Here is a 19,692-nt window from a genome sequence, read left to right as displayed (position 1 = left end):
AAGCCGCACCGTTCGGGAACATGGGGCAAGCGAACGGGCAGGCTCTCAGCCCTGCCCCATGGCCGATGGCGGGCTCACCTCGTCCATGAAGATGAGGCGAAGGGGCTCTGCCAGCAGTTCGTCCGCCTGGCGGGCGAAGCCTTGGAAATAGTCCGTCTCGCAGTGGGCATCCAGGGCGGCCTGACTGACGAAGGCCTCGCGCATATAGAAGGTGCCGGGTTCGTCTTTGAGCTCGAACAGCACATAATCGAGGTTGCCGGGCTCCCGGCGGGTGGGGCCGATCAACGCGAGCAGCGCTTGGCGCAGGCGCTCGCCCATCCCTGGCTTCGCCGTCAGCACGGCGATGGATACCAATTTGTCTGTTGTCATCTTCATTACACTCCGTTATCAAGGGGCTATTCGAAACACCCCTCACTGCGGCTTGTCACCGCGCGAGGAGCACATGTTTCACCATGAGAGCCAGTGTAATCACGGGGGATTGATTCGAATAGACAGACAATCTGGACAGACTATCCATCCTGCTGAACAACGCCCTTGAACAACAGAGCAGATCGGCAACTGCCCATGAGGGCGCCTATGCCTCCCTGAGATTGGCCAGCGGCACCCAGCCGGAGGCGCCATCTTGACCCCTCACACACCAGAGCCAGCCGTTGATAAACCGATCGCCATTGAGCCAGTCACCCGCTTGCACGCTCAACTCCCTGGCCGTGTAATCTTCCCGAGCGAAAGCTGTGCCATCGTCCATCGACCCTATGATCTGGGCCGGTACCCAGCCTCCTTGTTGCCCGTCGCAATGGCAGAAGAACCAGTCGTGCCACTCCTCTTCCCCTTCATAGCGGTCGCCCACGACGAGCGGGGTCCCCTTGCGAAAGGTGATGGGGTCTGGATACTCGCAGCGGTGGGCACTTATCACCAGAAAGGCCTTGCTCTCACTGTTCATATTGCTCCTTGGACATAGTGGTGTGGTTAACCCATGATTCACCGTCACGGGCCCTCCTTGAAGGGCTGCTTCACCTGGCCCCTTGATCACAGGGCGAGCGACGTCGCCATGTCAGGGGGGCAGATGATCACGGCGAGCGATCACGGCCTGCAAACCAGGGTTCAACGTCAAGGCAATAGGTGGTGAAGGAATGCTCGCCCAGGCGCCCTGGCAAGGGGCAGCAAGAGATCAGCCGAGTGCCTTGAGCGGCAGTCACGCAATAACACAGATACGACTGGAGGCTGGAGGCTGTCAATGCTGAGAGGCAATGTCCGGGGCCTTGCCGTTTCCCGCTGTGCAATGGGCCGGGCTTATGGCCCCCTACAACACCTCGACCTTGACCTTGAGAAGGCCGGATCGGGTGTTGCCTATGCTGCTAAATGCCGCTCTTGAGAGATCGATGATCCGGCCTCTGGGGAAATTGCCCCTGTCATTGACCTTGACCACCACACTCTTGCCGTTGGCAAGGTTGGTCACCCTCACCATGGCGCCGAAGGGCAGCGCCATATGGGCTGCCGTGTTGGCGCTCTTCTTGTAGGGCTCGCCGCTTGCGGTGCGCTTGTTGTGGTAGCGATCGGCATAGTAGGAGGCCAGCCCCGTCTGGGTATAACCCCGCCAGTTGCCCGCACTGCCCGCATCAGGCTGGCTGCTGCAGGCCGCGAGTAGCAGGCAGCACGACAACAGCAACCCTCTTTGCACATTCCACTTCATTCTTGACTCCTCGATCCGATGTCCGGCAGACCTGCCACAGCGACCAACCCTTCATAGCCGGTCAGGCTCCCATCACAGGCCGCCACTGTCGCATACTTCCCATATAAAACGGGAGGCCAGGCCTCCCGTTTTGCGTATTGCTCCGTCAGCCCCTGTCAGGGGAAGAGGTCAGGCGATCAGCTTGTCATCGGCAAAACCGAAGCCCCGCAGCCCCACCACGTGCACGTGCTCGTGCTTGCCCTGCACCTTGCGGATGAGCTTGTAGGTGGTGCCCTTCTCGGGACTGATGTTCTCCGGCGCCGCGATAAGCAGTTGCATGTCCTGGCGCTCGCACAGCTCGAACAGGGTGGCGATGGACTTGCCATCCAGCCGTGCCGCTTCGTCGAGGAACAACAGACGGCAGGGGGCTATGTCCTTGCCGCGCAGACGGCGGGACTCCTCCTCCCAGCTGATCAGCACCATCAACAGGATGGCCTGACCGGTACCGATCGCCTCGCCGGTAGAGAGGGCGCCGCTCTCGGCACGCAGCCAGCCATCGGCACCACGCTGCACCTCGATTTCCAGCTCCAGGTAGTTGCGATAGTCCAGCAGCACGTCCCCCATCACCTGATAGTTGCGCTCCCCCTGCTCCACCTGCGGATTGAGGCGCTGGAACAGCTTGGCCATGGCCTCGGAGAAGCTGAGCTCCTTGTCGGCGAACAAGTCGTTGTGCATGGCGCTCTGATCCGCCAGCGCGGTCAAGAGGCGAGTGTGGGCCTCGCGGATATTGACGTTGAGGCGCACCCCGCGCACCAGGCCGAAGGCGATGTTCTGCAGGCCCTGGTTGAGCACCCGGATGCGGTTCTGCTCCCGGCGTATGATGTTGGTTATCTTGGCCGCCACCTCGTGGGAGGAGAGGGACAGATGGTTCTCCCGCTGCTTGAGCTCGTCGGCCAGACGCGCCAGCTCGATCTCCATCTCTTCGATGGCCTCCACAGGATCGTCCGAGCGGATGATGTCGTTGCGGATGCGATCTTTCAGGTAACGGTAGACCTGCACGTAGAAGGCGACCTTCTGCTCCGTGCTGCGGTTGCCTTCAGAGAGGCGCAGCGCATCGCGCAGAGCCTCGTCGTGGGCCACCGCGACGCGCAGGGCGCCGAGGGCCTTGTCCGACATGGAGCGCAGCTCGTCGCTGTCAAGATATGCCAGCTCGCGCTTGTTGAGGCGCTTCTCGACATCGGTCTCCCGCGCCAGCCGCACCACCCGCGACCAGTTCGCCTTGTGGCTCACCAGGGATTTACGAGCGCCGAAGTAGTCCTTGCCTTCCAGCTTGAGACGACCGCCCAAGGATTCAATCTCGCGCTTGGTCACCTGCAACTGGGCCTCGGCGCTGGTGCGACGGGAGCGGGTGCGGATGAGCAACTCTTCGATCTCTTTCTTGTGGGCGCGGGATTTCTCCTCCATGTCGTCCGACAGGGTGAGCCCCATGGCCCCCAGCTCCTGCTCGAACTCCGCCAGGGTCTGGCCCTTGGCCGAGGCGCTGGAATCGAGCGCGGTGCGCAGCTGCAACGCCTCGGTGTGGCGCAGGGCAATCTGCTTGTGCTGCTCACCGGCGGTGCGGGCGGCCAGCTCGGCGGTTTTGAGTTTCTCTTTGAGCCGCTCGCTCATCTCCGAGGCCTTGCCGAGCAGGTCTTGGGCGTCCTGATAGGCAAAGTGCGGCAGACGGGCCACCAGCTGATCGAGGGCATAGCAGCGACGCTTCTGCTCGGCCAGCAGTTCGCTCGCCTCGTCGAACGCGGCCTGCAGGGCGGCGAGATCCTGGGGATCCTGGCGCAGCACCTGCACCAGGGTTTCCAGTCTTTCCAGCCCCTTGCCGTGCTGGGCGATAAAGGCTTCGGCTGTTTTAAGGGCCTCCACATCGGCGCGGGCCGCCTCGAGACGGGCCGCCAGATCTGTCTCGGCAAAGAGGTGGGCGAAGGGCAGCATCCCCTGCACCAGCTGGATATATCGGGTCAGCTGGGCGGTGGCCGCCTTGGCCTCGGCCAGCTGCTTGTCGCACTCGGCTATGGCCCCTTGCAGGGTGCGCAGCTCGGCCTGTTTGGCCTGCACTTCGGCTTCCGGATCGGGGCGGAAGGCGATATCCAGATGCTGGCCGATAAAGTCGCGAAAATGCCCGTAGAGGCGGTGGTACTTCTGCTGCTCGAAGGCGGCCTTGGCGTAGCCCTCGATAAGATTTTCCCGCTCAAGGTCGAGCTGCTCGATGCGTTTTTCCCGGGCGGCGCGGCCAAACAGCGGCAGCTCGGGGTAGCGGGAGAAGCGCACCTGACGCTTGCTGGTACGCACCAGCACGGCATCCCCCAGTTCGTCCGCTTCCACCAGATCCTCGTCAAAGGAGTCGGGGTTGCCCTGAATGAGGTAGATATCCTCCGGGCAATCTTCCAGCTTCTTCAGCCGCTCTATGGCACCTTCCAGGTCGAGCACCACCAGGGCGCTGCGAGCCGGGCCGTAGAGCGCGGAGTAGTAAGGGGCATCGTCGATGGAGATGTCGTCATAGACATCGGAGAGCAGCACGCCCCCCACCTGCTCGGCGACGCGGGCAAGACGCGGATCCGCCTCACCGGCCCCCAGTTGCAGGTTGCGAATTTGCAGCTCCAGGGCCTGCTTCTGGCCCTGGATGCGGTTGCTCTGCTGCTCGAACTCCCGCTCCTTGTCGAGCACGCTCTGCATGCCGGCCGAGAGCGCCTCGGCGGTGGCCAGCGGCAATCCGCTCTGCTCGCGCAGCTGTTCGAGCTTCTCGAACGACTTGAGCCAGCGCGGGGCCAGCTTGGTCAGCTCCGCGATATCGCGGCCCAGCTGGACGCCCTGATGCTCCAGGCTGGCGCGGCGCTGGTTCGCCTCCGCCTGCTGATCGGCGAGCTCCTCCTGACGGTTGCGCTGGGCTTCAAGAAACAGCTCCAGCTCGTCCTGGCTCGCGATCTGCTGGCCGCAAATCTGGGCCAGCTCGTCACGCAAGCGCAGCAGTGCCTGCTGGCTGTCGCGCTCTTTCTCGAGGCGAGCCAGGGCGGCGCGCAGCCCCTGCCCCTGCGCAATGCGGGCCTTGTCTTCGATATGACGCTTGAGCAGCGCCTGGGCCGTGGGCCAGGCGGCCTCGCGAGCGGTCTCGGGGGCAATGCTGAGCAGCAGCGTCAGCGCGGCCTGATGCTCGGCCACCGCCGCCTTGGCCAGCGCCAGCTGCTGCTCGGCCCCCAGCACTCGGCGGGTTAAGCTCTGCTCGGCGGCGCGGAACTGATGCAGGCTTTCATTCGCCTGCTCCATGGTCAACTCGGGCAGTTCGCACTGCGTGCGGGCATTGTCCAGCGCCTGCACCGCCTGACGGTACTGGATGGCGCGGGTCTGCTGGATATCCAGCGCCTGCTGATAGTCGGCGAGCTGGGTCTTGAGGCTGTCAACCTCCCCCTGGGCCAGCTCCTTGCGCTCTTCCACTTCCAGCAGTTGGCCGTGGATCTCCTCCACAATCGCTTGCTGTTGCTCAAGCTTGTCGACCAGCTCCGCCAGATCGGCGCGATACACATCGATTTTCTTTTGCAAACTGACCGCAGCCATCACCTTGGCCAGGTGCTCGGCGGCGGACTCCAGCTCGTCGGTCAGCAATTTTTCGCGGTGGGTGAGCTGCTCCGCCTCGTCCGCCAGATAGATGGCGCGCTGCTTCTCTTCGGCCAAGAGGCGACGCTTGCCGGCCAGCTCGGCACGGGCCTTCAGGGCCAGCTCGGAGAGACGGCTCTTCTCGGCGGCGCCCCGCACATACTCGGCCGCCACATAGTGGGTGGTCTCGGTAATGAGGTTCTTGAACAGATCCCGCTGCCCCTGGGTCTCCTTAATAGCTTCCAGGGTGCGGCGGTTCTCGTAGATGGCCGCCTCCATGTCCTGGAACGCCTTGCGCACCCCTGAGTTCTCCGGCAGCAGGTATTCCCGCAGGGATCGGCTGATGGACGAAGAGATGCCGCCATACAACGAGGCCTCGATCAGCCGATAGAACTTGCCGCGATCCTTCTGGTCGCGCAGTTTTTTCGGGGTGATGCCGAACTCGAACATGAAGTTGTGATAGTCGGTCACCGTATTGAACTTGGCGACCTTCATGGCCCCAAGTTCGGCGGCGGCCCCCTTCAGATCGGCAAAGGCGCGCACCCGTCCCTTGCCATCCTCGAGTTTCTCCAGCAGCAGATCGGTGGGTTGCAGCTGCTCCGGCACATCCACCAGCGCGAAGGGGGTGATGTTGACCTTGTTGTCGCGATTCGCCACCTGCTCCAGGTGGACGCCGACCCAGATCCGCTGCTCGCGGCTGTTCATCACTTCCAGCAGCGAATAACAGTGACCGCGCTGCAGCTTGCCGTAGAGCCCCTTGTCACGGGAGGCGCTGCTGGAGCCCGCTTCCGTGGTGTTGCGGAAATGGAGCAGGGATTGATCCGGAATGAGGGCCGCGATAAAGGCCGCCATGGTGGTGGACTTGCCCGCCCCGTTGCCGCCGGAGAGGGTGGTCACCAGCTGGTCGAGATCGAAGGTGCGGGCGAAGAAGCCGTTCCAGTTGACCATGGTCAGGGATTTGAATTTGCCTCTCACGCCACACGCTCCATCACACCAATAAGCACCATCACACCGGCAGGCTCCGTCAGAGCCCGGAATTTAGGATTGCAGATCATCTTCCACCTCCAGCTCAAGCTGCTCTTCGTCGAGATCCCCCTCGACATCCTCGAACAACGAATCGCTGCTTGGCATCTCGTCGTCGTGGAAGATGGCCTCTCCCTCCTGGATCATGCGCAGCTGCACGGCGCGGGGATCCTCGTCGGAGCGCACATCGGCGGCGAAGCGAAACACGGTCTCGTTGACCCGGAATTTGTCGCTGTTACCCAGGGAGCTCACCATCCCCAAACGCTTGAGACGGCGCATGGCGGTACGAATTTTTTCCAGCAGCTTCTTCTTGTCCAGATCGGTGCCACCGGAGCGGCTGTTGACCATGCGCAGCAGCTGCTTCTCGTCCGCCAGACTCAGCACCTCCTCCTGCAGTTCGCTCATGGTGAACACCCCCTCCGAGGCGAGGCGGTCCGGGCTCAGGAACAGATAACAGAGCACCTTGCCCACCAGCATATCGAGCTCGGAGAGCACTGTGGTGCCGATGTCGGCACTGGGCCGTGGCCGCAGATAGAAGAAGCCTTCCGGCGCCTTGATGAGCTCGACCTGATAGCGGCCGTAGAAATTCTCCAGCTCGCCGTGAAACTCCACCAGCATGGCGTGCTGTTCGAACTCATCGGCACTGAGGTGGCGACCCGAGCGCAAGGCGGTATCGATGCGCGGAAACAAGGGGTTGGCGATGGCCTCTGCGAGCCGCAGCGGCAAAGGAAACTCAGAATTGATCAATGACATAGGCCTGAACCTTGGATCCAGCTTGGTTAATGGGTTTCCATGCGGGTTGACGGTGCAGCATGTGCTCACCGCTGGCATGGCCCAGGCGCACGGCCTGGTCGATCAGAAGACGCGCCACGTCGAAGTGGGCGTGGGCCGGGAAATCGAGCAGATATTCCCGCAGCACATCGGCCAAGTCCAGCTGATGGCCCTGTTCGGGATAACGGGCAAGATAGCGCTCGATGCGCTCGGCCAGCGCCTGGTTGATGTCCACCATCTCCATGTACTCCATCTCGAGCGGCACTTCACCGGTCACATCGTCATCATGGATGGTGATGGTTTCGTCGCGCAGCTCCAGCAGACGGGGCTCCTCGGCGACTCTGAGCAAGAAGTTGTGCTGCTCGAAGTTGCGGATGGATTCGCGCAGTCGCTGACTGAAGGCACGGTTCTTGTCCATGTCGATGGCGTTGCGGATGAACTTGTGAACATGTCTGTCGTAGCGGGACCAGAGCTCGATGCACTGCTGACCCCAGCTGGTAATGACATCGAGCCGCCCCTGCAGGGCGTGGGTCAGCTCCTCGACGTGGAACAAGTCGTCCCTCCCCTGAGCGGCCTCTTGAATATTGAGCAGCCCCGCCTGCAGGCGGTGGCCGGCGGCGTCCAGGGTGTCTTGCAGCTCGCGCAGGGTCTGGCCCGTCTCGCGCAGCAGCTTTTCACAGTTGTGAATGGCATCGATCCAGTTCTGGGTCAGCAGCGCGGCTATCTCGCTCTTGACCTGATTCTGCTGCTCATCCATGGCGCGCTGGGTCAGGTCGATGCGCCCCAGGGTCTCTTCCAAAGAGAAACTCAGCCTGGGCAGCACCTCGGCATCCCACTGTTCACGGGTATCGAGTTCGAGGGCCGCCTTGCGGGCAGTGTCGAGCTCGGATGCCAGGTGTTCGAGCAGGATGGAGAGCTTGATGCTATCGACCTGACGCTGGTCGAGGAAGAAGTCGACGATGCTCATGCCAAGGCGCGACAGGCGATAGAGGCTCTCGCCGGCCACCATGTCGGTGTTGAAACGCGACAGCAGTTGCTGGCGAATGAGATCGTTGATGGCGTTGTTGGCGCGACCGGTCAGGGTCTCATCCATCTGACCGAAGGCGTTGCTCACATAGCCAAAGGCATCGTGCAGCGCCGCTTCCGACAAGTCCGACTCATCTTCGGACAAGGTCTTTATCGCAATCAGAAAGGCCAACCTGTCGGTGGGCAGGCTCAAGGCCAATCCCTCCTGCCTGACCCATGCCACCGTTTCCGGCAGGGTACGGGATGTACTCATCATGACGTTATCATCTCGTTGTTATATCCGAGGGAGCGACCTGCACCTGGTGCATGGCGCACTCCCTCGCTGTGGTATGGGCCACGGGGCACTGTGGATGACCCCGGGCGGCTAGATCCCGCTAGCATAAAAACTGACATCAACTGGCTGGCTTTTGCGCCATCACATGGATGTAACGGCCGAGGGCGACGAAGGGCTCCTGGCGGCAATAGTGCTGCTCCATGGCCAGCAGATCGTCAAACTTCTCGACCTGATCCTGCTTGTGGCGCATGTAGTCATGAATGACTCGCACCCCGGTCTTGCCGATGATCTTGAGCCCCCCTCGCCCAATCCAGTCATAGACCTGCTCAGGCAACTGTGGATTGGTGGGGGTCAAGGCGGTCTGACGCTTCTTGTTCAGCCCCTGGCGCACATAGTCGAAATTGCCGACCACCAGACTCTGGAACAGCAAGCCATGACGGTTGTAAAAAAGCAGCGACAGTATGCCCCCTGCATGGACGAAAGGAAACAGACCTAACAGGGTCTGACGTGGCTCGGCCAGCCACTCTAACACGGCGTGACAGAGCACCAGATCGAAGCTGCCGCTCACATGGGCCTTGAGATCCTGAATGGGGCACTGGATGAGACGAATTCTGTCTTCCAGCCCCTTCTCGGCGATCTGAACCCGGGCCAGGGCCAGCATCTCCTCGGAGAGATCGCACAATTCCACCTGATGGCCCATGGCCGCCAGCTTCTGGGCGAAATAACCGAAGCCGCCACCGGCATCCAGAATGCGCAAGGGCCGATTGCCGAGTCGGGCCAGGCAGGCTTCGATGTCGCTCCACACCACAGTGGTGCGAATGCGCCCCTTGCTGGAGTCATAAATGTTGCGGGCAAACTTGTCGGCGCGGCCGTCAAAACTCTGATCTTGCTTCAAGACAAACTCAGCCTTGTCGATACAGGCATGGGCCACTCTGGGATGGGCCATACGAAAAAAAGAGGGGTATTCTGTCACATCCCGGATTGCCTGAAAACTCAAGGAAGAGTGTCGTGGCAGCCTGGATCGGGTCACCACACCTTGTTGCAACTCCGGTTTGCTCGACCTGTCGCAGACAAGAGCCCGACCCCTGCACCTCTTGGATGGGGATGCCAGAACTACTCGCGCGAGCAAACCACTCTGAGAAGCGCGGTGGGGAGCCATTTAACGGGAGGGATGATGGATGGCGTCAAGCAGAAGACCCCGGTTGCCCGGGGTCTTATTCAGGTTGCTGGTTCAGGTTACTTGCTGCTCTGGACTGTGGTGTAGCTGTTGATCAGATTGCGATAGTCGGGGATGTGGTTGGCGAACAGGGTACCCAGGCCCTCCACATCATTGCGCCAGTCGCGGTGCAGCTCACAGGCGGCCCCAAACCAGGTCATCAGCTGCGCCCCGGCGGATGACATCCGATCCCAGGCCGAGTGACGGGTGATCTCATTGAAGGTCCCCGAGGCATCGGTGATGACAAACACCTCGTACCCCTCCTCGAGGGCGGACAGGGTCGGGAAGGCCACGCACACCTCGGTGACGATGCCGGCGATGATCAGCTGCTTCTTGCCGGTAGCCTTGACCGCCTTGACGAACTCCTCGTTATCCCAGGCGTTGATCTGTCCTGGGCGGGCAATGTAAGGGGCGTCCGGGAAGGTCTCCTTGAGCTCTGTCATCAGCGGGCCGTTGGGCCCGTTTTCGAAACTGGTGGTCAGTATGGTCGGCAGCTCGAAGTACTTGGCCAGCGCGGCCAGCGCCAGCACGTTGTTGCGAAACTTGTCCGGCTCTATGTCACGCACCAGCGAAGAGAGCCCTGCCTGGTGATCCACCAGCAGTACTGCCGCGTTGTGCTTGTCGAGTTTGACGTAGGGTTTAGCCATGATGGTTCTCCTTGGTTGTTGCGGGTATCAGCGCTGGGAATCCAGCACTTCGTTGTTTTTCGCCACGGCTTGTGCCTTGCCGTAGCTCTCGATCAGCAACTGGTAGGCGGGGAAGATCTTGGTGTAGATAGCCGCCCACTCCATCGCATCTGCCCGGTTCCAGCTGCCTTGCAGCTCGGAAGCCACTGCCGCAGTGTCCATGGGAACCACGCCCGCCTGAACCACGCGAGCCAGGGTGATCTCCTGGGCCATCTTGGAGTAGGTGCCCGAGGCATCGACAACCGCAAACACCTGATAGCCCGCGTTGACCGCGCTGATGGCAGGGAAGGCCATGCAGACGCTGGTGATGGTGCCTGCGATGATCAGTTGCTTCTTGCCGGTGGCGTTGACCGCCGCGACGAAATCGGGGTTGTCCCAGGCGTTGATCTCGCCCTTGCGCGCCACATACTGTGCGTGCGGCGCATTCTCGTGGATCTCCGGTATCAGCGGGCCATTCGGTCCTTGCGGGACAGATGCCGTGGTGATCACCGGAATATTGGCCAGCGTCGCCATGCTGGCGAGGGCGGCCGCGCGCAGGCGCAGTTCCGGCATCGGCATGTCGCCCACTGTCTGGAACAGGCCGCTCTGATGGTCGATCAGCAGCATAGCTACGTCATCTGGGTTGAGGACGGGTCTGGCGCCGTCGAAATTGGCTGGGTTGCTCATGATTTTCTCCATTTGTTGGGGCTGAGGTTCAGCGTCCTATCTGGCCGAAACGGCCACTGTTGTAGTCATTGATGGCCTGCACTATCTCGTCCTGGGTGTTCATCACGAAGGGGCCGTGACCGACGATGGGTTCATCGAGGGGGGCGCCATTGAGCAGCAGCAGCGTCGTATCTTCCTCGACATCGATCACCAGCTGGCTGCCGCGGCGCTCCATGACTGCCAGCTCGGCGGTGCGGACAGGGTGGCGGTTGCCGAGGCGAATGGCGCCTTTGAGCACAAACAGCTCCGTGGTGTGTCCTTCCGGCAGTTCGAGCGTCACCCGGTGATGGGCCTTCAGACGCATGTCCCAGACGTTCATCGGGGTGAAGGTGCGGGCAGGGCCGCGGGTATCGCCGAGCTGCCCGGCGATGATGCGAGCCTCTCCTGCGCCCTCTGGCAGTGCCACCCGAGGGATCTCGTCGGCGGTGATGCCCTGGTAGCCAGGGGCCGTCATCTTCTCTTTGGCGGGCAAGTTCACCCACAGCTGCACCATCTCGAAGGCGCCGCCCGTCCTGGCGAATGCCGGGCTGTGGTACTCCTCGTGGATAAGGCCGGATGCGGCCGTCATCCACTGCACGTCACCCGGGCCTATGGTGCCGCCGCCCCCCGAGGAGTCTCTGTGGGAGACGCCGCCCTCATAGACGATGGTCACGGTTTCGAACCCGCGGTGAGGGTGCTGGCCGACGCCGAGTTGATGGGAGGTGGCCGGGAAATTGGCCGGGCCCGCATGGTCCATCAGCAGAAAGGGGGACATCTCTTCGGCGATGTCGTTGTAGGAGAAGATGCTCCTGACCGGGAAGCCATCGCCGACCCAGTGCCTCTCGTTGCTGCGCTTGATAAATGCCAGTTCTTTCATCTCAATGTCTCCGTTGAATCAATGGAGACAGTGTAGAAAGTAGTCATTTACCGGACTAGATGGTTAAATAAGAAAACACTTTCTAATGAGTTGGAAGATGGACTTCAATCAGGTCGTGGTATTCGTCAAGGTCGTGCAAGCGGGCAGTTTCAGCGCGGCGGCGCGTCTGCTGGGCTTGCCGACCTCCACCGTCAGCCATCGGGTGGCCATGCTGGAGAAGCGTCTGGGCGTCACCCTCTTGCAGCGGACCACCCGCAGGTTGCACCTGACCGATGCCGGACAGATCTATTACGACCACGCCTCGGCCGGCCTGGTGCATGTGCTTGACGCCGAGGCGGCGGTGACCGAGGCGCGGGAAGAGCCCTGCGGGCTGCTGCGCATCACGGCTCCGGTGGATGTCGGCAACCAGATCCTGTCGTCCATCCTGGGGCAGATGCGCAGCCAGTGGCCCAAGGTCGATGTGGAGCTGGTGTTGATGAACCGCTATGTGGATCTGGTCGCCGAGGGGGTCGATGTCGCCATTCGCACCGGCCCTCTCAAGGACTCGACCCTGATCGCCAAGCAGGTGGGCATCGCGCGCTGGGCCCTGTTTGCCAGCCCGGATTACCTCGCCAGCGCCGGGGTGCCAGAAGCACCTCATACGCTGCGGCAGCATGCCTGCCTGCAGTTCACGCCACTGGGCAAGGAGGCCTGGGTACTCCACGACGGGGCCGCCAACAGTGTGACCGTCTCTCTGGGCCAGCAGACACTGATCAACGATGTCGGCCTGATCATGACCATGGTGCAGGCTGGCGGCGGGGTGGCACTGTTGCCCTCCTACCTGTGTCGCCAGGCCTGCGAAGAGGGGAGACTGGTGCCTGTCCTGCCCGAATGGCATGGCAAGGCGGATCCCATCCACATCGTCTACCCACGGCAACGTTTTATGCCTCCCAGATTGCGAGCTTTCATTGATCTGGCGTCGCTGGCGCTAGGCAAGTGGCTCGAATAACCGCTCTCTCCAGCATGCTGTGGCCTGTGCGAGTTCGGCATCATTTGGCAATTTGCCCCGCCCCCCTTACTCTCAGCGTCACTTGCCTCTGTGTCAGGAAAAATTGGAGAACTCCATGTTTGAACTCAAAAAGTGGCTGGGCCAGTTGCTGATGCCGCTCCCCTTCTCTCTCTCCCTCTTGCTGCTGGCTCTCTTGCTGCTCTGGTTCACCCGTTTTCAAAAAAGCGGCAAGCTGCTGGCGACCTGCTCGCTGCTGCTCATCGCCCTGATGGGGATGCGGCCGGTGAGCTATGAGCTGGCCAGAGGCTTGGAGCAGACCTATCCGCCCTTCGACGTGAGCCAACATCCGGGCATCGAGGCCATCGTGGTGCTCGGCAACGGCCATGTCAGCGATCCGGCGGTGCCCGAGCGTTCCTGGCAGAACAACATAGCCCTCGCCCGCACCCTGGAAGGGGTGCGGCTGGCCCAGGCCTACCCAGAAGCCGAGCTCATCTTCTCCGGTTATGTGTCCGGGGATCCGCTGTCCAATGCCGAGGTCAACGCCCGCATGGCGGCGAGCCTCGGGATAGCGAGATCCCGAATGACGTTGTTTGAAAACAACAAAGACACCCATGACGAGGCGGTCAGCATCAGTGCCCACCTTAAGGGCAAGCGGGTCGCGCTGGTGAGCTCGGCCACCCATTTGCCCCGGGCCCTGGCACTCTATCGCCAGCAGGGCCTGAATGCGCTGCCCGCCCCCACCGACTACACCGCCAAGCAGAGCCAGCAGCCTCAGCCGCTCTATAGCTACCTGCCCAAGGGGCGCTACCTGATGTACTCGGAAGCGGCCATCCACGAGTGGATAGGTCGGCTCTGGGCCCGGCTGCGTGGTCAGGTCAACGAGTGAACAGTCGGGAGGAGCTTTCCTGATTTGGATCAGGAAAGGGAAAAAAAATTACGTCATTTGCCGCCGGGTCAGCTATCTTGGGCTCGGTTCAATTCATATAATGACGCGCAATCAAACGCCTAGGAGTATTAAAAGATGAGACAGCACCTGGTAATGGGTAACTGGAAACTGAACGGCACCAAAGCTTCTGTCGAAGCGCTGATCAAGGGTCTGATCCCGGCTGCCGCCGCGCACCCTTCCGTTCAAGTCGCCGTCTGCCCACCGGTTATCTTTTTGGGTCAAGTTGAGCAGCTGACTGCCGGCAGCAAGATTGCTTACGGTGCCCAGAACGCCGATCTGCACGAGTCTGGCGCCTTCACCGGCGAGAACGCCCCCTCCATGCTCAAAGCCTTCGGTTGCACCTACTCCCTGGTCGGCCACAGCGAGCGCCGTACCCTGCACGCCGAGACCGACGACCTGGTGGCTGCCAAGTACGAAGTCATCCAGAAAGCGGGCCTGATCCCCGTACTCTGCATCGGTGAAACCCTGGCGCAGTTCGAAGCCGGCGTGACCAAGAACGTGGTCGAGACTCAGCTCAAAGCGGTCATCGACCGTTGTGGCATCGCCTCCTTCGAAAACGCCGTCGTGGCTTACGAGCCGGTATGGGCCATCGGCACCGGCAAGACTGCCACCCCGGAAATCGCCCAGGCCGTTCACGCCCACATCCGCCAGTACCTGGCCGGATTTGATGGCGCTGTGGCTGCCAAGGTACAGATCCTGTACGGTGGTTCCGTCACTGGCGCGACCGCCAGCGATCTGTTCGGTCAGCCGGACATCGACGGTGGCCTGGTGGGTGGCGCGTCCCTGAAAGTGGACGACTTCTCCCAGATCATTGCTGGCGCTGCCAAGTAATGAGCCCAGAGGGGGCCCCAGGCCCCCTCCTTTGCCGGTTTTCGTATGGCGAACCCTTGGCGGTACCAACAAGCCGATACGAAAGCCGATATAGTCAAACAGGCTTATCCATTCGATAACTTGAGATCCAGAGGCACTCATGACCAAGCAAATCAAACGTATTGGTGTTTTGACCAGTGGTGGCGATGCACCGGGTATGAACGCAGCCATTCGCGCCGTGGTGCGCGCCGGTCTGCACCATGGCCTGGAAGTCTATGGCATCTATGATGGCTACCTCGGTCTGCACCAGAATCGTATCGTCAAACTCGAGCGTCACAGCGTCTCCGACGTGGTGAACCGCGGCGGCACCTTCCTGGGCTCCGCCCGTTTCCCGGCCTTCAAAGATCCCAAGGTACGCGCCGAGGCGATTGAGAATCTCAAGTCCCACGGCATCGACGCCCTGGTGGTGATCGGCGGTGACGGCTCCTACATGGGCGCCAAGAAGCTGACCGAAGAGGGTTTCCCCTGCATAGGTCTGCCGGGCACCATCGACAACGACATCGCCGGCACCGATTTTACCATCGGCTTTGATACCGCCCTGAACGTGGTGGTGGATGCCATTGACCGTCTGCGCGACACCTGCAGCTCCCACCACCGTATCTCTGTGGTCGAGATCATGGGTCGCCACTGTGGCGATCTGGCCATGTCGGCCGCCGTGGCCGGTGGCGCCGAGTACGTGATAGTGCCGGAAGTGGCGTTTGACAAAGAGAAGCTGCTGACCCAGATCCGGGAAGGCGAAGCCAAGGGCAAGAAGCACGCCATCATCACCATCTGTGAGCACGTCACCGACGTCAACGCCCTGGCCAAGGACATTGAAGCCATGACGGGCCGCGAGACCCGCGCCACCATCCTGGGTCACATCCAGCGCGGCGGCTCGCCGACCGCCCGTGATCGCATCATGTCCAGCCGCATGGGCGCCTTCGCCGTTGAGCAGTTGCTGGCCGGTCAAGGTGGCCGCTGCGTCGGTATCCAGGGCAACGAGATGGTGCACCACGACATCATCGACTGCATCGAGAATCTGAAGCGCCCCTTCAATCAGGAGCTGTACGACCTCTCCACCACCCTGTTCTGATGACAGCCGTTATCTGAAAAAAACCCTCCAGCCGGAGGGTTTTTTATGTGTGCTGCGCAGACAATGGCGGTTCATGCAAACCGGCAATCCGGCCCACTCGCCTGCCTCCAGACTCCAAGGTTCACTGGGCCCGTCTCAGGGTGAGATTGAAACGCAGCTCACCTTCGGCGCCCGCTTTGACGGGGGCCACCCCATGAAAACGCAGTCGCGCCTCGCCGCCCAATACCAGCAGATCGCCGCTGCGCAACCTCTGCCGCTGCACCGTATCCCCTCGCGTCAGCCCCCCCAGCTGAAATTCGGCGGCCAATCCCAGAGAGACAGAGACGATCGGATGGGCAAAACTGGCCTCATCCCTGTCCTGATGCAGGGACATGCGCGCCCCGGGGAGGTAACGGTTGATGAGGCAGGCATCGGGTTCAAAATCCGCGAAACCTGCCGCCTGTGCCGCGTCGCTGGCCAGGGTGAGCAGCTCCCTCGGCAAGGGGGGCCAGGGCTGCTGACTGAGGGGGTCGAGGGGACTATAGCGATAGCCACGCCGATCCGACACCCAGCCACAGGGACCGGCATTGGTCATGGCCACCGACATGCTCTGCCCTCCCGGCGTCCTGAGGTGGCGAAAGGGTGCCTGGCTGCTTACCGCCCCAATCCAGGCCAATAACCAGGCTGACCCAGGCCCCAGGCTATCGAGGCCCCCTGGCAGATGCAGGGCGCCAGGGGCCAGCCAGCGAGACTGCGTCTCCTGCTCGAACAGATCGCCCATGGCGTTATCCAGCGTCCTCTGTCTGGCCATGTTTCCTCGTTGGTTTGTGCCGCTGATTGGGAACCAGGCGCTCAGTGCTGCGCTGGCCTCTTATTCCACCGCCTTGATATCGCCGCAGTCGTCGCTCAACCACTGGCTCTGACTGGTGCCGGTGAGTTTTTCCATCTTGCCCTCATGTTCGATGTCGAGGCTAAAGCGGCTGTGATAGGCGGTGGGGCTGATAAAGTTCACCTCACCTTCCCCCTGGGCCTTGGGGTCGCTGCAACTGAAGGTGAACTGCATCAAGGTCTCGCTGCGCTTGCGTAACTGACGCTGGCAGCCCTCGCCTTTCTCGAAAGGCAGCCTATCCTGGGCCACCATCTGCGCACTGAGGCAGTGACGCACTCGCACCCCGGCGGCGTCCAGGCCCTGAATGCCAACACCCTGCTTTGCCAACATCTCCTCCATCATCTTGCGCTGTCCCTCGGGCAGGGCCGCCAACTGTTGTTGCATGGCGGCCATGGCCTGGCCCAACTCGCCGGATCCGGCCTCCATCTTGGTCTGCATTTCCCATAAACCGGGTTTCAGGGTATGGGCCAGGGCCCCACTACTCAGTACCATGGCGGCCACCAGGGTCACCTCTCGAAGCGTCAAAGCCATAAGGCCTCCAGCGTAGGAAGGGCGGCACATTGAGCGCCGCACCGTTTTCAAGGACTTTAAGGATGGCACAGGGCCCGGCGGCAGAGCGGTTAGAAGAGATCCAGTTGCTGGCCGCAGATCCGCTCGAAAGATTCACCGATGAAGGGCAGGATGGCATCGGCAATGGGTTTGAGCTGCTTGTCGATGTAGTGCTCATAGTCGATGGCACTGCGCCTGTATTCGAGGGGTTCCGGGCCTGCGAGCGTCATCAGATAAGCAATGCTGCCGCGATGCTGGTAACGCTGAGGCAAGCCGCGGCGCAGGTTCTCCTCATCGGCGAGGCGCGCCGCCCGCACATGGGGTGGCACATTTTTCTGGTACTCCTCCAGCTTCTGGCGCAGCCGCTTGCGATAGATGAGCAGCTCGTCGTGGCGCCCGCTGCGGGTCTCATCCACCATGGTGCGCACGTAGTCGCAAGGATCCTCATCGTGGAACACCAGCTCGTAGAGCCGGGTCTGGAACTGCTTGGCCAGCATGGTCCAGTCGGTGCGAACCGTCTCCAGCCCCTTGAACACCAGATGCTCCGACTCCCCCTGCCCCACCAGCCCGGCGTAACGCTTCTTGCTGCCCTTCTCCAGGCCGCGGATGGTGGGCATCAGGAAACGGCGGTAGTGGGTCTCGTATTCGATCTCGAGGTGACAGGGCAAATCAAACTCAGCCCTGATCAACTGGGTCCAGTTGTGGTTGATCTCCTGGGCCAGTGAGCGGCCTATCTCGTCCGCCTGGGCCGGGCTCATCTCTTCGGGCAGATGCACGAAGGTGGAGTCGGTATCCCCGTAGATGACGCTGTAGCCCCGCGCCTCTATCCACTCCCGGGTCTGCTGCATGATGCTGTGACCGCGCAGTGTGATGGAGGAGGCGAGCCTGGGATCGTAGAAGCGGCAGCCCCCCGAGCCCAGCACCCCATAAAAGGAGTTCATGATGATCTTGATGGCCTGGGAGAGCGCCTTGTTATTGGCCGCCTTGGCCCTGTCCCGCGCCGCCCACAAGGTGGCGATAAGATCTGGCAGGAAGTGCTTGTCCCGGGAGAAGAAGGCACCGCGATAACCGGGAATGGCGTCATCGGGGGCCTTGAGCCCTTCGATCAGTCCCATGGGATCGATGCAGAAGGTGCGAATGATGCTGGGGTAGAGGCTCTTGAAGTCCAGTACCAGCACCTGGCGATAGAGGCCGGGCTTGGAGTCCATCACATAGCCGCCGGGGCTCGCCAGCCCCCCATCGGCGGGCAGGTTGGGGGCCACATAGCCGCCGCGGTGCAAGCGCGGCAGATAGAGATTGGTGAAGGCCGCCACCGAGCCGCCGACCCGGTCAAGCTCCAGCCCGGTGAGATTGGCTCGCTCGATGGCAAAGGGGATCAGGGCGCAGTGTTCGACTATCTCCCACACCAGCTTGCAATCTTCGAGGTTGTAGCGGGCCAGCGCCTCTTTGTCGGAGTGAAACAGCTCGGTGATCTTCTCACCCCGGTTCGCCACGTCTTCAATGTCTTTGCCACGGCCAAGCAGCTCGCTCGCCACCGCATCCAGGCTGTAACTGGCAAACTGCCAGGTCGCACTCTTGAGGGTGTCGATGCCGTCGAGCACCATGCGCCCCGGCAAGATGACGCTGCCGGTCTGGGGATCGCCCCGGGAGGCGCGCCAGAATGCCAGTTCACGGCCACGGCCGAGCCGCAATCGCCGCTTGTGCAGCTCGGCCCGACGCAGCAGCAGGCGAAAGTCGAAGTTGACCACGTTCCAGCCGAGCACCAGATCCGGGTCATGGCGCGCAAACCAGCTCTCGAGGGCGCCAAGCAGCGCGGGCTCATCCGCCACCCACTCAACCTGGGTCTCCCAGGACGCGGCGTCATCGGGGGCCGTCCCTATCATGATGACCCGGGCATCTTGCTCGCTATAGAGCCCTATGGAGAAGAGGGCGCCGTCCATGGCGCACTCCACATCGAGGGAGACCCAGCTGAGGGTTGGTGTCACGGCCTGGGGCGCGCAGCGTGCCTCGCTGACCGACCAGTGATCACCGCGTTTGACCGTCTTGCCGCCAAAGCGCATGCCCGCCGTGATGAAGCGCTCCATCAAGTAACGCTCGGGCAGGCGAATATCCGATTCGAAGTGCGCCAGGCCACGGATGAGCAGCAGCTCGATGGCCCTGTGATAGGCGCTCAGGGTGGAAAAATAACAGCCAACCACCGCCTCACCGTCGAAGGTGTGCATGGGCAGACGACGAAAGCGGCCACGCACCCCGGCTCCCTTGAACAGGGTCACGGCCTCCTCCATCTTCGCCTGGGGCAGGAAGAAGAGTGGCTCCTGATCTGCCACCACCAGCCGCACCGGCCCCTGCTCACTCCACAGCCAGAACACGATCTCGGTGCCATCGCGCCCGTTGCCGCGCCCGCGCACGTCCCGGCTGTGGCGAGTCAGGATAAAACCGTCGGTGGGAGCGAGAGCTGGGGTCATGGTCGAGGCAAGGGACAAAGGGAAGATAAGCTATTGTACGTTCATACAGTAGTTGCTCGCAATGCT

General features: G+C 61.9%; 17 protein-coding genes. 4 read left to right on the top strand and 13 right to left on the bottom strand.

Going from position 1 to position 19,692, the window contains the following annotated elements:
* Positions 1 to 45: 45 nt before the first annotated feature.
* The 10 genes from M2367_RS05565 to M2367_RS05520 all read right to left on the bottom strand — a co-directional run bounded on the left by M2367_RS05565 (position 46) and on the right by M2367_RS05520 (position 11,868).
* Entirely contained in the window at positions 46 to 375 is a 330-nt protein-coding gene (locus tag M2367_RS05565; RefSeq protein ID WP_042043183.1) for a putative quinol monooxygenase, read from the bottom strand.
* Between the two features lie 199 nt (positions 376 to 574).
* Positions 575 to 940, bottom strand: a complete 366-nt coding sequence (locus M2367_RS05560; protein ID WP_042043181.1) for an SH3 domain-containing protein — start codon at positions 938 to 940, stop codon at positions 575 to 577.
* 360 nt (positions 941 to 1,300) lie between these two features.
* The gene (locus tag M2367_RS05555; RefSeq protein WP_259236068.1) at positions 1,301 to 1,690 is read right to left on the bottom strand and encodes a septal ring lytic transglycosylase RlpA family protein; all 390 of its coding nucleotides are present in this window, start codon (positions 1,688 to 1,690) and stop codon (positions 1,301 to 1,303) included.
* Between the two features lie 168 nt (positions 1,691 to 1,858).
* Positions 1,859 to 6,286 carry a chromosome partition protein MukB gene (gene mukB, locus M2367_RS05550; protein WP_259236067.1) on the bottom strand — a complete coding sequence of 1,476 codons (4,428 nt, stop codon included), beginning with the start codon at positions 6,284 to 6,286 and terminating at the stop codon, positions 1,859 to 1,861.
* A gap of 63 nt (positions 6,287 to 6,349) precedes the next feature.
* Positions 6,350 to 7,087: a chromosome partition protein MukE gene (gene mukE, locus M2367_RS05545; protein WP_042043179.1), complete on the bottom strand. Its 738-nt coding sequence runs from the start codon at positions 7,085 to 7,087 to the stop codon at positions 6,350 to 6,352.
* Positions 7,068 to 8,387, bottom strand: a complete 1,320-nt coding sequence (mukF, locus tag M2367_RS05540; protein WP_042043177.1) for a chromosome partition protein MukF — start codon at positions 8,385 to 8,387, stop codon at positions 7,068 to 7,070. The genes mukE and mukF overlap by 20 nt, the downstream gene beginning before the upstream one ends.
* 136 nt (positions 8,388 to 8,523) lie before the next feature.
* Entirely contained in the window at positions 8,524 to 9,300 is a 777-nt protein-coding gene (gene cmoM, locus M2367_RS05535) for a tRNA uridine 5-oxyacetic acid(34) methyltransferase CmoM (RefSeq protein WP_042043267.1), read from the bottom strand.
* Positions 9,301 to 9,641: 341 nt separating this feature from the next.
* Positions 9,642 to 10,268: an isochorismate family cysteine hydrolase YcaC gene (gene ycaC / locus M2367_RS05530; protein ID WP_042043175.1), complete on the bottom strand. Its 627-nt coding sequence runs from the start codon at positions 10,266 to 10,268 to the stop codon at positions 9,642 to 9,644.
* A 27-nt stretch (positions 10,269 to 10,295) separates the two neighbouring features.
* Complete coding sequence (locus M2367_RS05525) at positions 10,296 to 10,973, bottom strand: hydrolase (protein ID WP_042043172.1); 678 nt, start codon at positions 10,971 to 10,973, stop codon at positions 10,296 to 10,298.
* Positions 10,974 to 11,001: 28 nt separating this feature from the next.
* Positions 11,002 to 11,868, bottom strand: a complete 867-nt coding sequence (locus M2367_RS05520; RefSeq protein ID WP_259236066.1) for a pirin family protein — start codon at positions 11,866 to 11,868, stop codon at positions 11,002 to 11,004.
* Positions 11,869 to 11,965: 97 nt separating this feature from the next.
* Between M2367_RS05520 and M2367_RS05515 the strand changes: the two genes are divergently transcribed.
* The 4 genes from M2367_RS05515 (at position 11,966) to pfkA (ending at position 15,744) form a co-directional block, all read left to right on the top strand.
* On the top strand, positions 11,966 to 12,856 hold the full coding sequence (locus tag M2367_RS05515) for a LysR family transcriptional regulator (RefSeq protein ID WP_259236065.1): 891 nt from the start codon (positions 11,966 to 11,968) through the stop codon (positions 12,854 to 12,856).
* Positions 12,857 to 12,971: 115 nt separating this feature from the next.
* Entirely contained in the window at positions 12,972 to 13,742 is a 771-nt protein-coding gene (gene elyC / locus M2367_RS05510; RefSeq protein WP_259236064.1) for an envelope biogenesis factor ElyC, read from the top strand.
* 135 nt (positions 13,743 to 13,877) lie between these two features.
* On the top strand, positions 13,878 to 14,633 hold the full coding sequence (tpiA, locus tag M2367_RS05505; RefSeq protein WP_042043165.1) for a triose-phosphate isomerase: 756 nt from the start codon (positions 13,878 to 13,880) through the stop codon (positions 14,631 to 14,633).
* A 139-nt stretch (positions 14,634 to 14,772) separates the two neighbouring features.
* Positions 14,773 to 15,744 (top strand): 6-phosphofructokinase, encoded by a 972-nt coding sequence (pfkA, locus tag M2367_RS05500; RefSeq protein WP_042043164.1) that lies wholly within the window; start codon positions 14,773 to 14,775, stop codon positions 15,742 to 15,744.
* Positions 15,745 to 15,865: 121 nt separating this feature from the next.
* Here the strand turns inward: pfkA and alkB are convergent, their stop codons facing one another.
* From alkB to M2367_RS05485, 3 genes are all read right to left on the bottom strand, one after another.
* Positions 15,866 to 16,534 carry a DNA oxidative demethylase AlkB gene (alkB, locus tag M2367_RS05495; protein WP_232302027.1) on the bottom strand — a complete coding sequence of 223 codons (669 nt, stop codon included), beginning with the start codon at positions 16,532 to 16,534 and terminating at the stop codon, positions 15,866 to 15,868.
* Positions 16,535 to 16,594: 60 nt separating this feature from the next.
* Positions 16,595 to 17,143 (bottom strand): DUF3617 domain-containing protein, encoded by a 549-nt coding sequence (locus tag M2367_RS05490; RefSeq protein WP_042043162.1) that lies wholly within the window; start codon positions 17,141 to 17,143, stop codon positions 16,595 to 16,597.
* An 89-nt stretch (positions 17,144 to 17,232) separates the two neighbouring features.
* Positions 17,233 to 19,626 (bottom strand): DNA polymerase II, encoded by a 2,394-nt coding sequence (locus M2367_RS05485; RefSeq protein WP_224430516.1) that lies wholly within the window; start codon positions 19,624 to 19,626, stop codon positions 17,233 to 17,235.
* Positions 19,627 to 19,692 lie beyond the last annotated feature (66 nt).

Origin of the sequence: Aeromonas sp. BIGb0445, from assembly GCF_024809075.1 — a bacterium.
Lineage (GTDB): Bacteria > Pseudomonadota > Gammaproteobacteria > Enterobacterales > Aeromonadaceae > Aeromonas > Aeromonas rivuli.
Note: the sequence above shows the minus strand (reverse complement) of the source record. Positions and strands in the feature narration are given on the sequence as shown.

What these genes read in the sequence shown, in the direction of transcription:
- M2367_RS05520 (WP_259236066.1), bottom strand. Translation starts at nt 11,868, where the DNA reads ATGAAAGAACTGGCATTTATCAAGCGCAGCAACGAGAGGCACTGGGTC.
- mukF (WP_042043177.1), bottom strand. Translation starts at nt 8,387, where the DNA reads ATGATGAGTACATCCCGTACCCTGCCGGAAACGGTGGCATGGGTCAGG.
- M2367_RS05565 (WP_042043183.1), bottom strand. Translation starts at nt 375, where the DNA reads ATGAAGATGACAACAGACAAATTGGTATCCATCGCCGTGCTGACGGCG.
- M2367_RS05560 (WP_042043181.1), bottom strand. Translation starts at nt 940, where the DNA reads ATGAACAGTGAGAGCAAGGCCTTTCTGGTGATAAGTGCCCACCGCTGC.
- elyC (WP_259236064.1), top strand. Translation starts at nt 12,972, where the DNA reads ATGTTTGAACTCAAAAAGTGGCTGGGCCAGTTGCTGATGCCGCTCCCC.
- M2367_RS05490 (WP_042043162.1), bottom strand. Translation starts at nt 17,143, where the DNA reads ATGGCTTTGACGCTTCGAGAGGTGACCCTGGTGGCCGCCATGGTACTG.
- mukE (WP_042043179.1), bottom strand. Translation starts at nt 7,087, where the DNA reads ATGTCATTGATCAATTCTGAGTTTCCTTTGCCGCTGCGGCTCGCAGAG.
- tpiA (WP_042043165.1), top strand. Translation starts at nt 13,878, where the DNA reads ATGAGACAGCACCTGGTAATGGGTAACTGGAAACTGAACGGCACCAAA.
- M2367_RS05515 (WP_259236065.1), top strand. Translation starts at nt 11,966, where the DNA reads ATGGACTTCAATCAGGTCGTGGTATTCGTCAAGGTCGTGCAAGCGGGC.
- M2367_RS05525 (WP_042043172.1), bottom strand. Translation starts at nt 10,973, where the DNA reads ATGAGCAACCCAGCCAATTTCGACGGCGCCAGACCCGTCCTCAACCCA.
- ycaC (WP_042043175.1), bottom strand. Translation starts at nt 10,268, where the DNA reads ATGGCTAAACCCTACGTCAAACTCGACAAGCACAACGCGGCAGTACTG.
- M2367_RS05485 (WP_224430516.1), bottom strand. Translation starts at nt 19,626, where the DNA reads ATGACCCCAGCTCTCGCTCCCACCGACGGTTTTATCCTGACTCGCCAC.
- alkB (WP_232302027.1), bottom strand. Translation starts at nt 16,534, where the DNA reads ATGGCCAGACAGAGGACGCTGGATAACGCCATGGGCGATCTGTTCGAG.
- M2367_RS05555 (WP_259236068.1), bottom strand. Translation starts at nt 1,690, where the DNA reads ATGAAGTGGAATGTGCAAAGAGGGTTGCTGTTGTCGTGCTGCCTGCTA.
- pfkA (WP_042043164.1), top strand. Translation starts at nt 14,773, where the DNA reads ATGACCAAGCAAATCAAACGTATTGGTGTTTTGACCAGTGGTGGCGAT.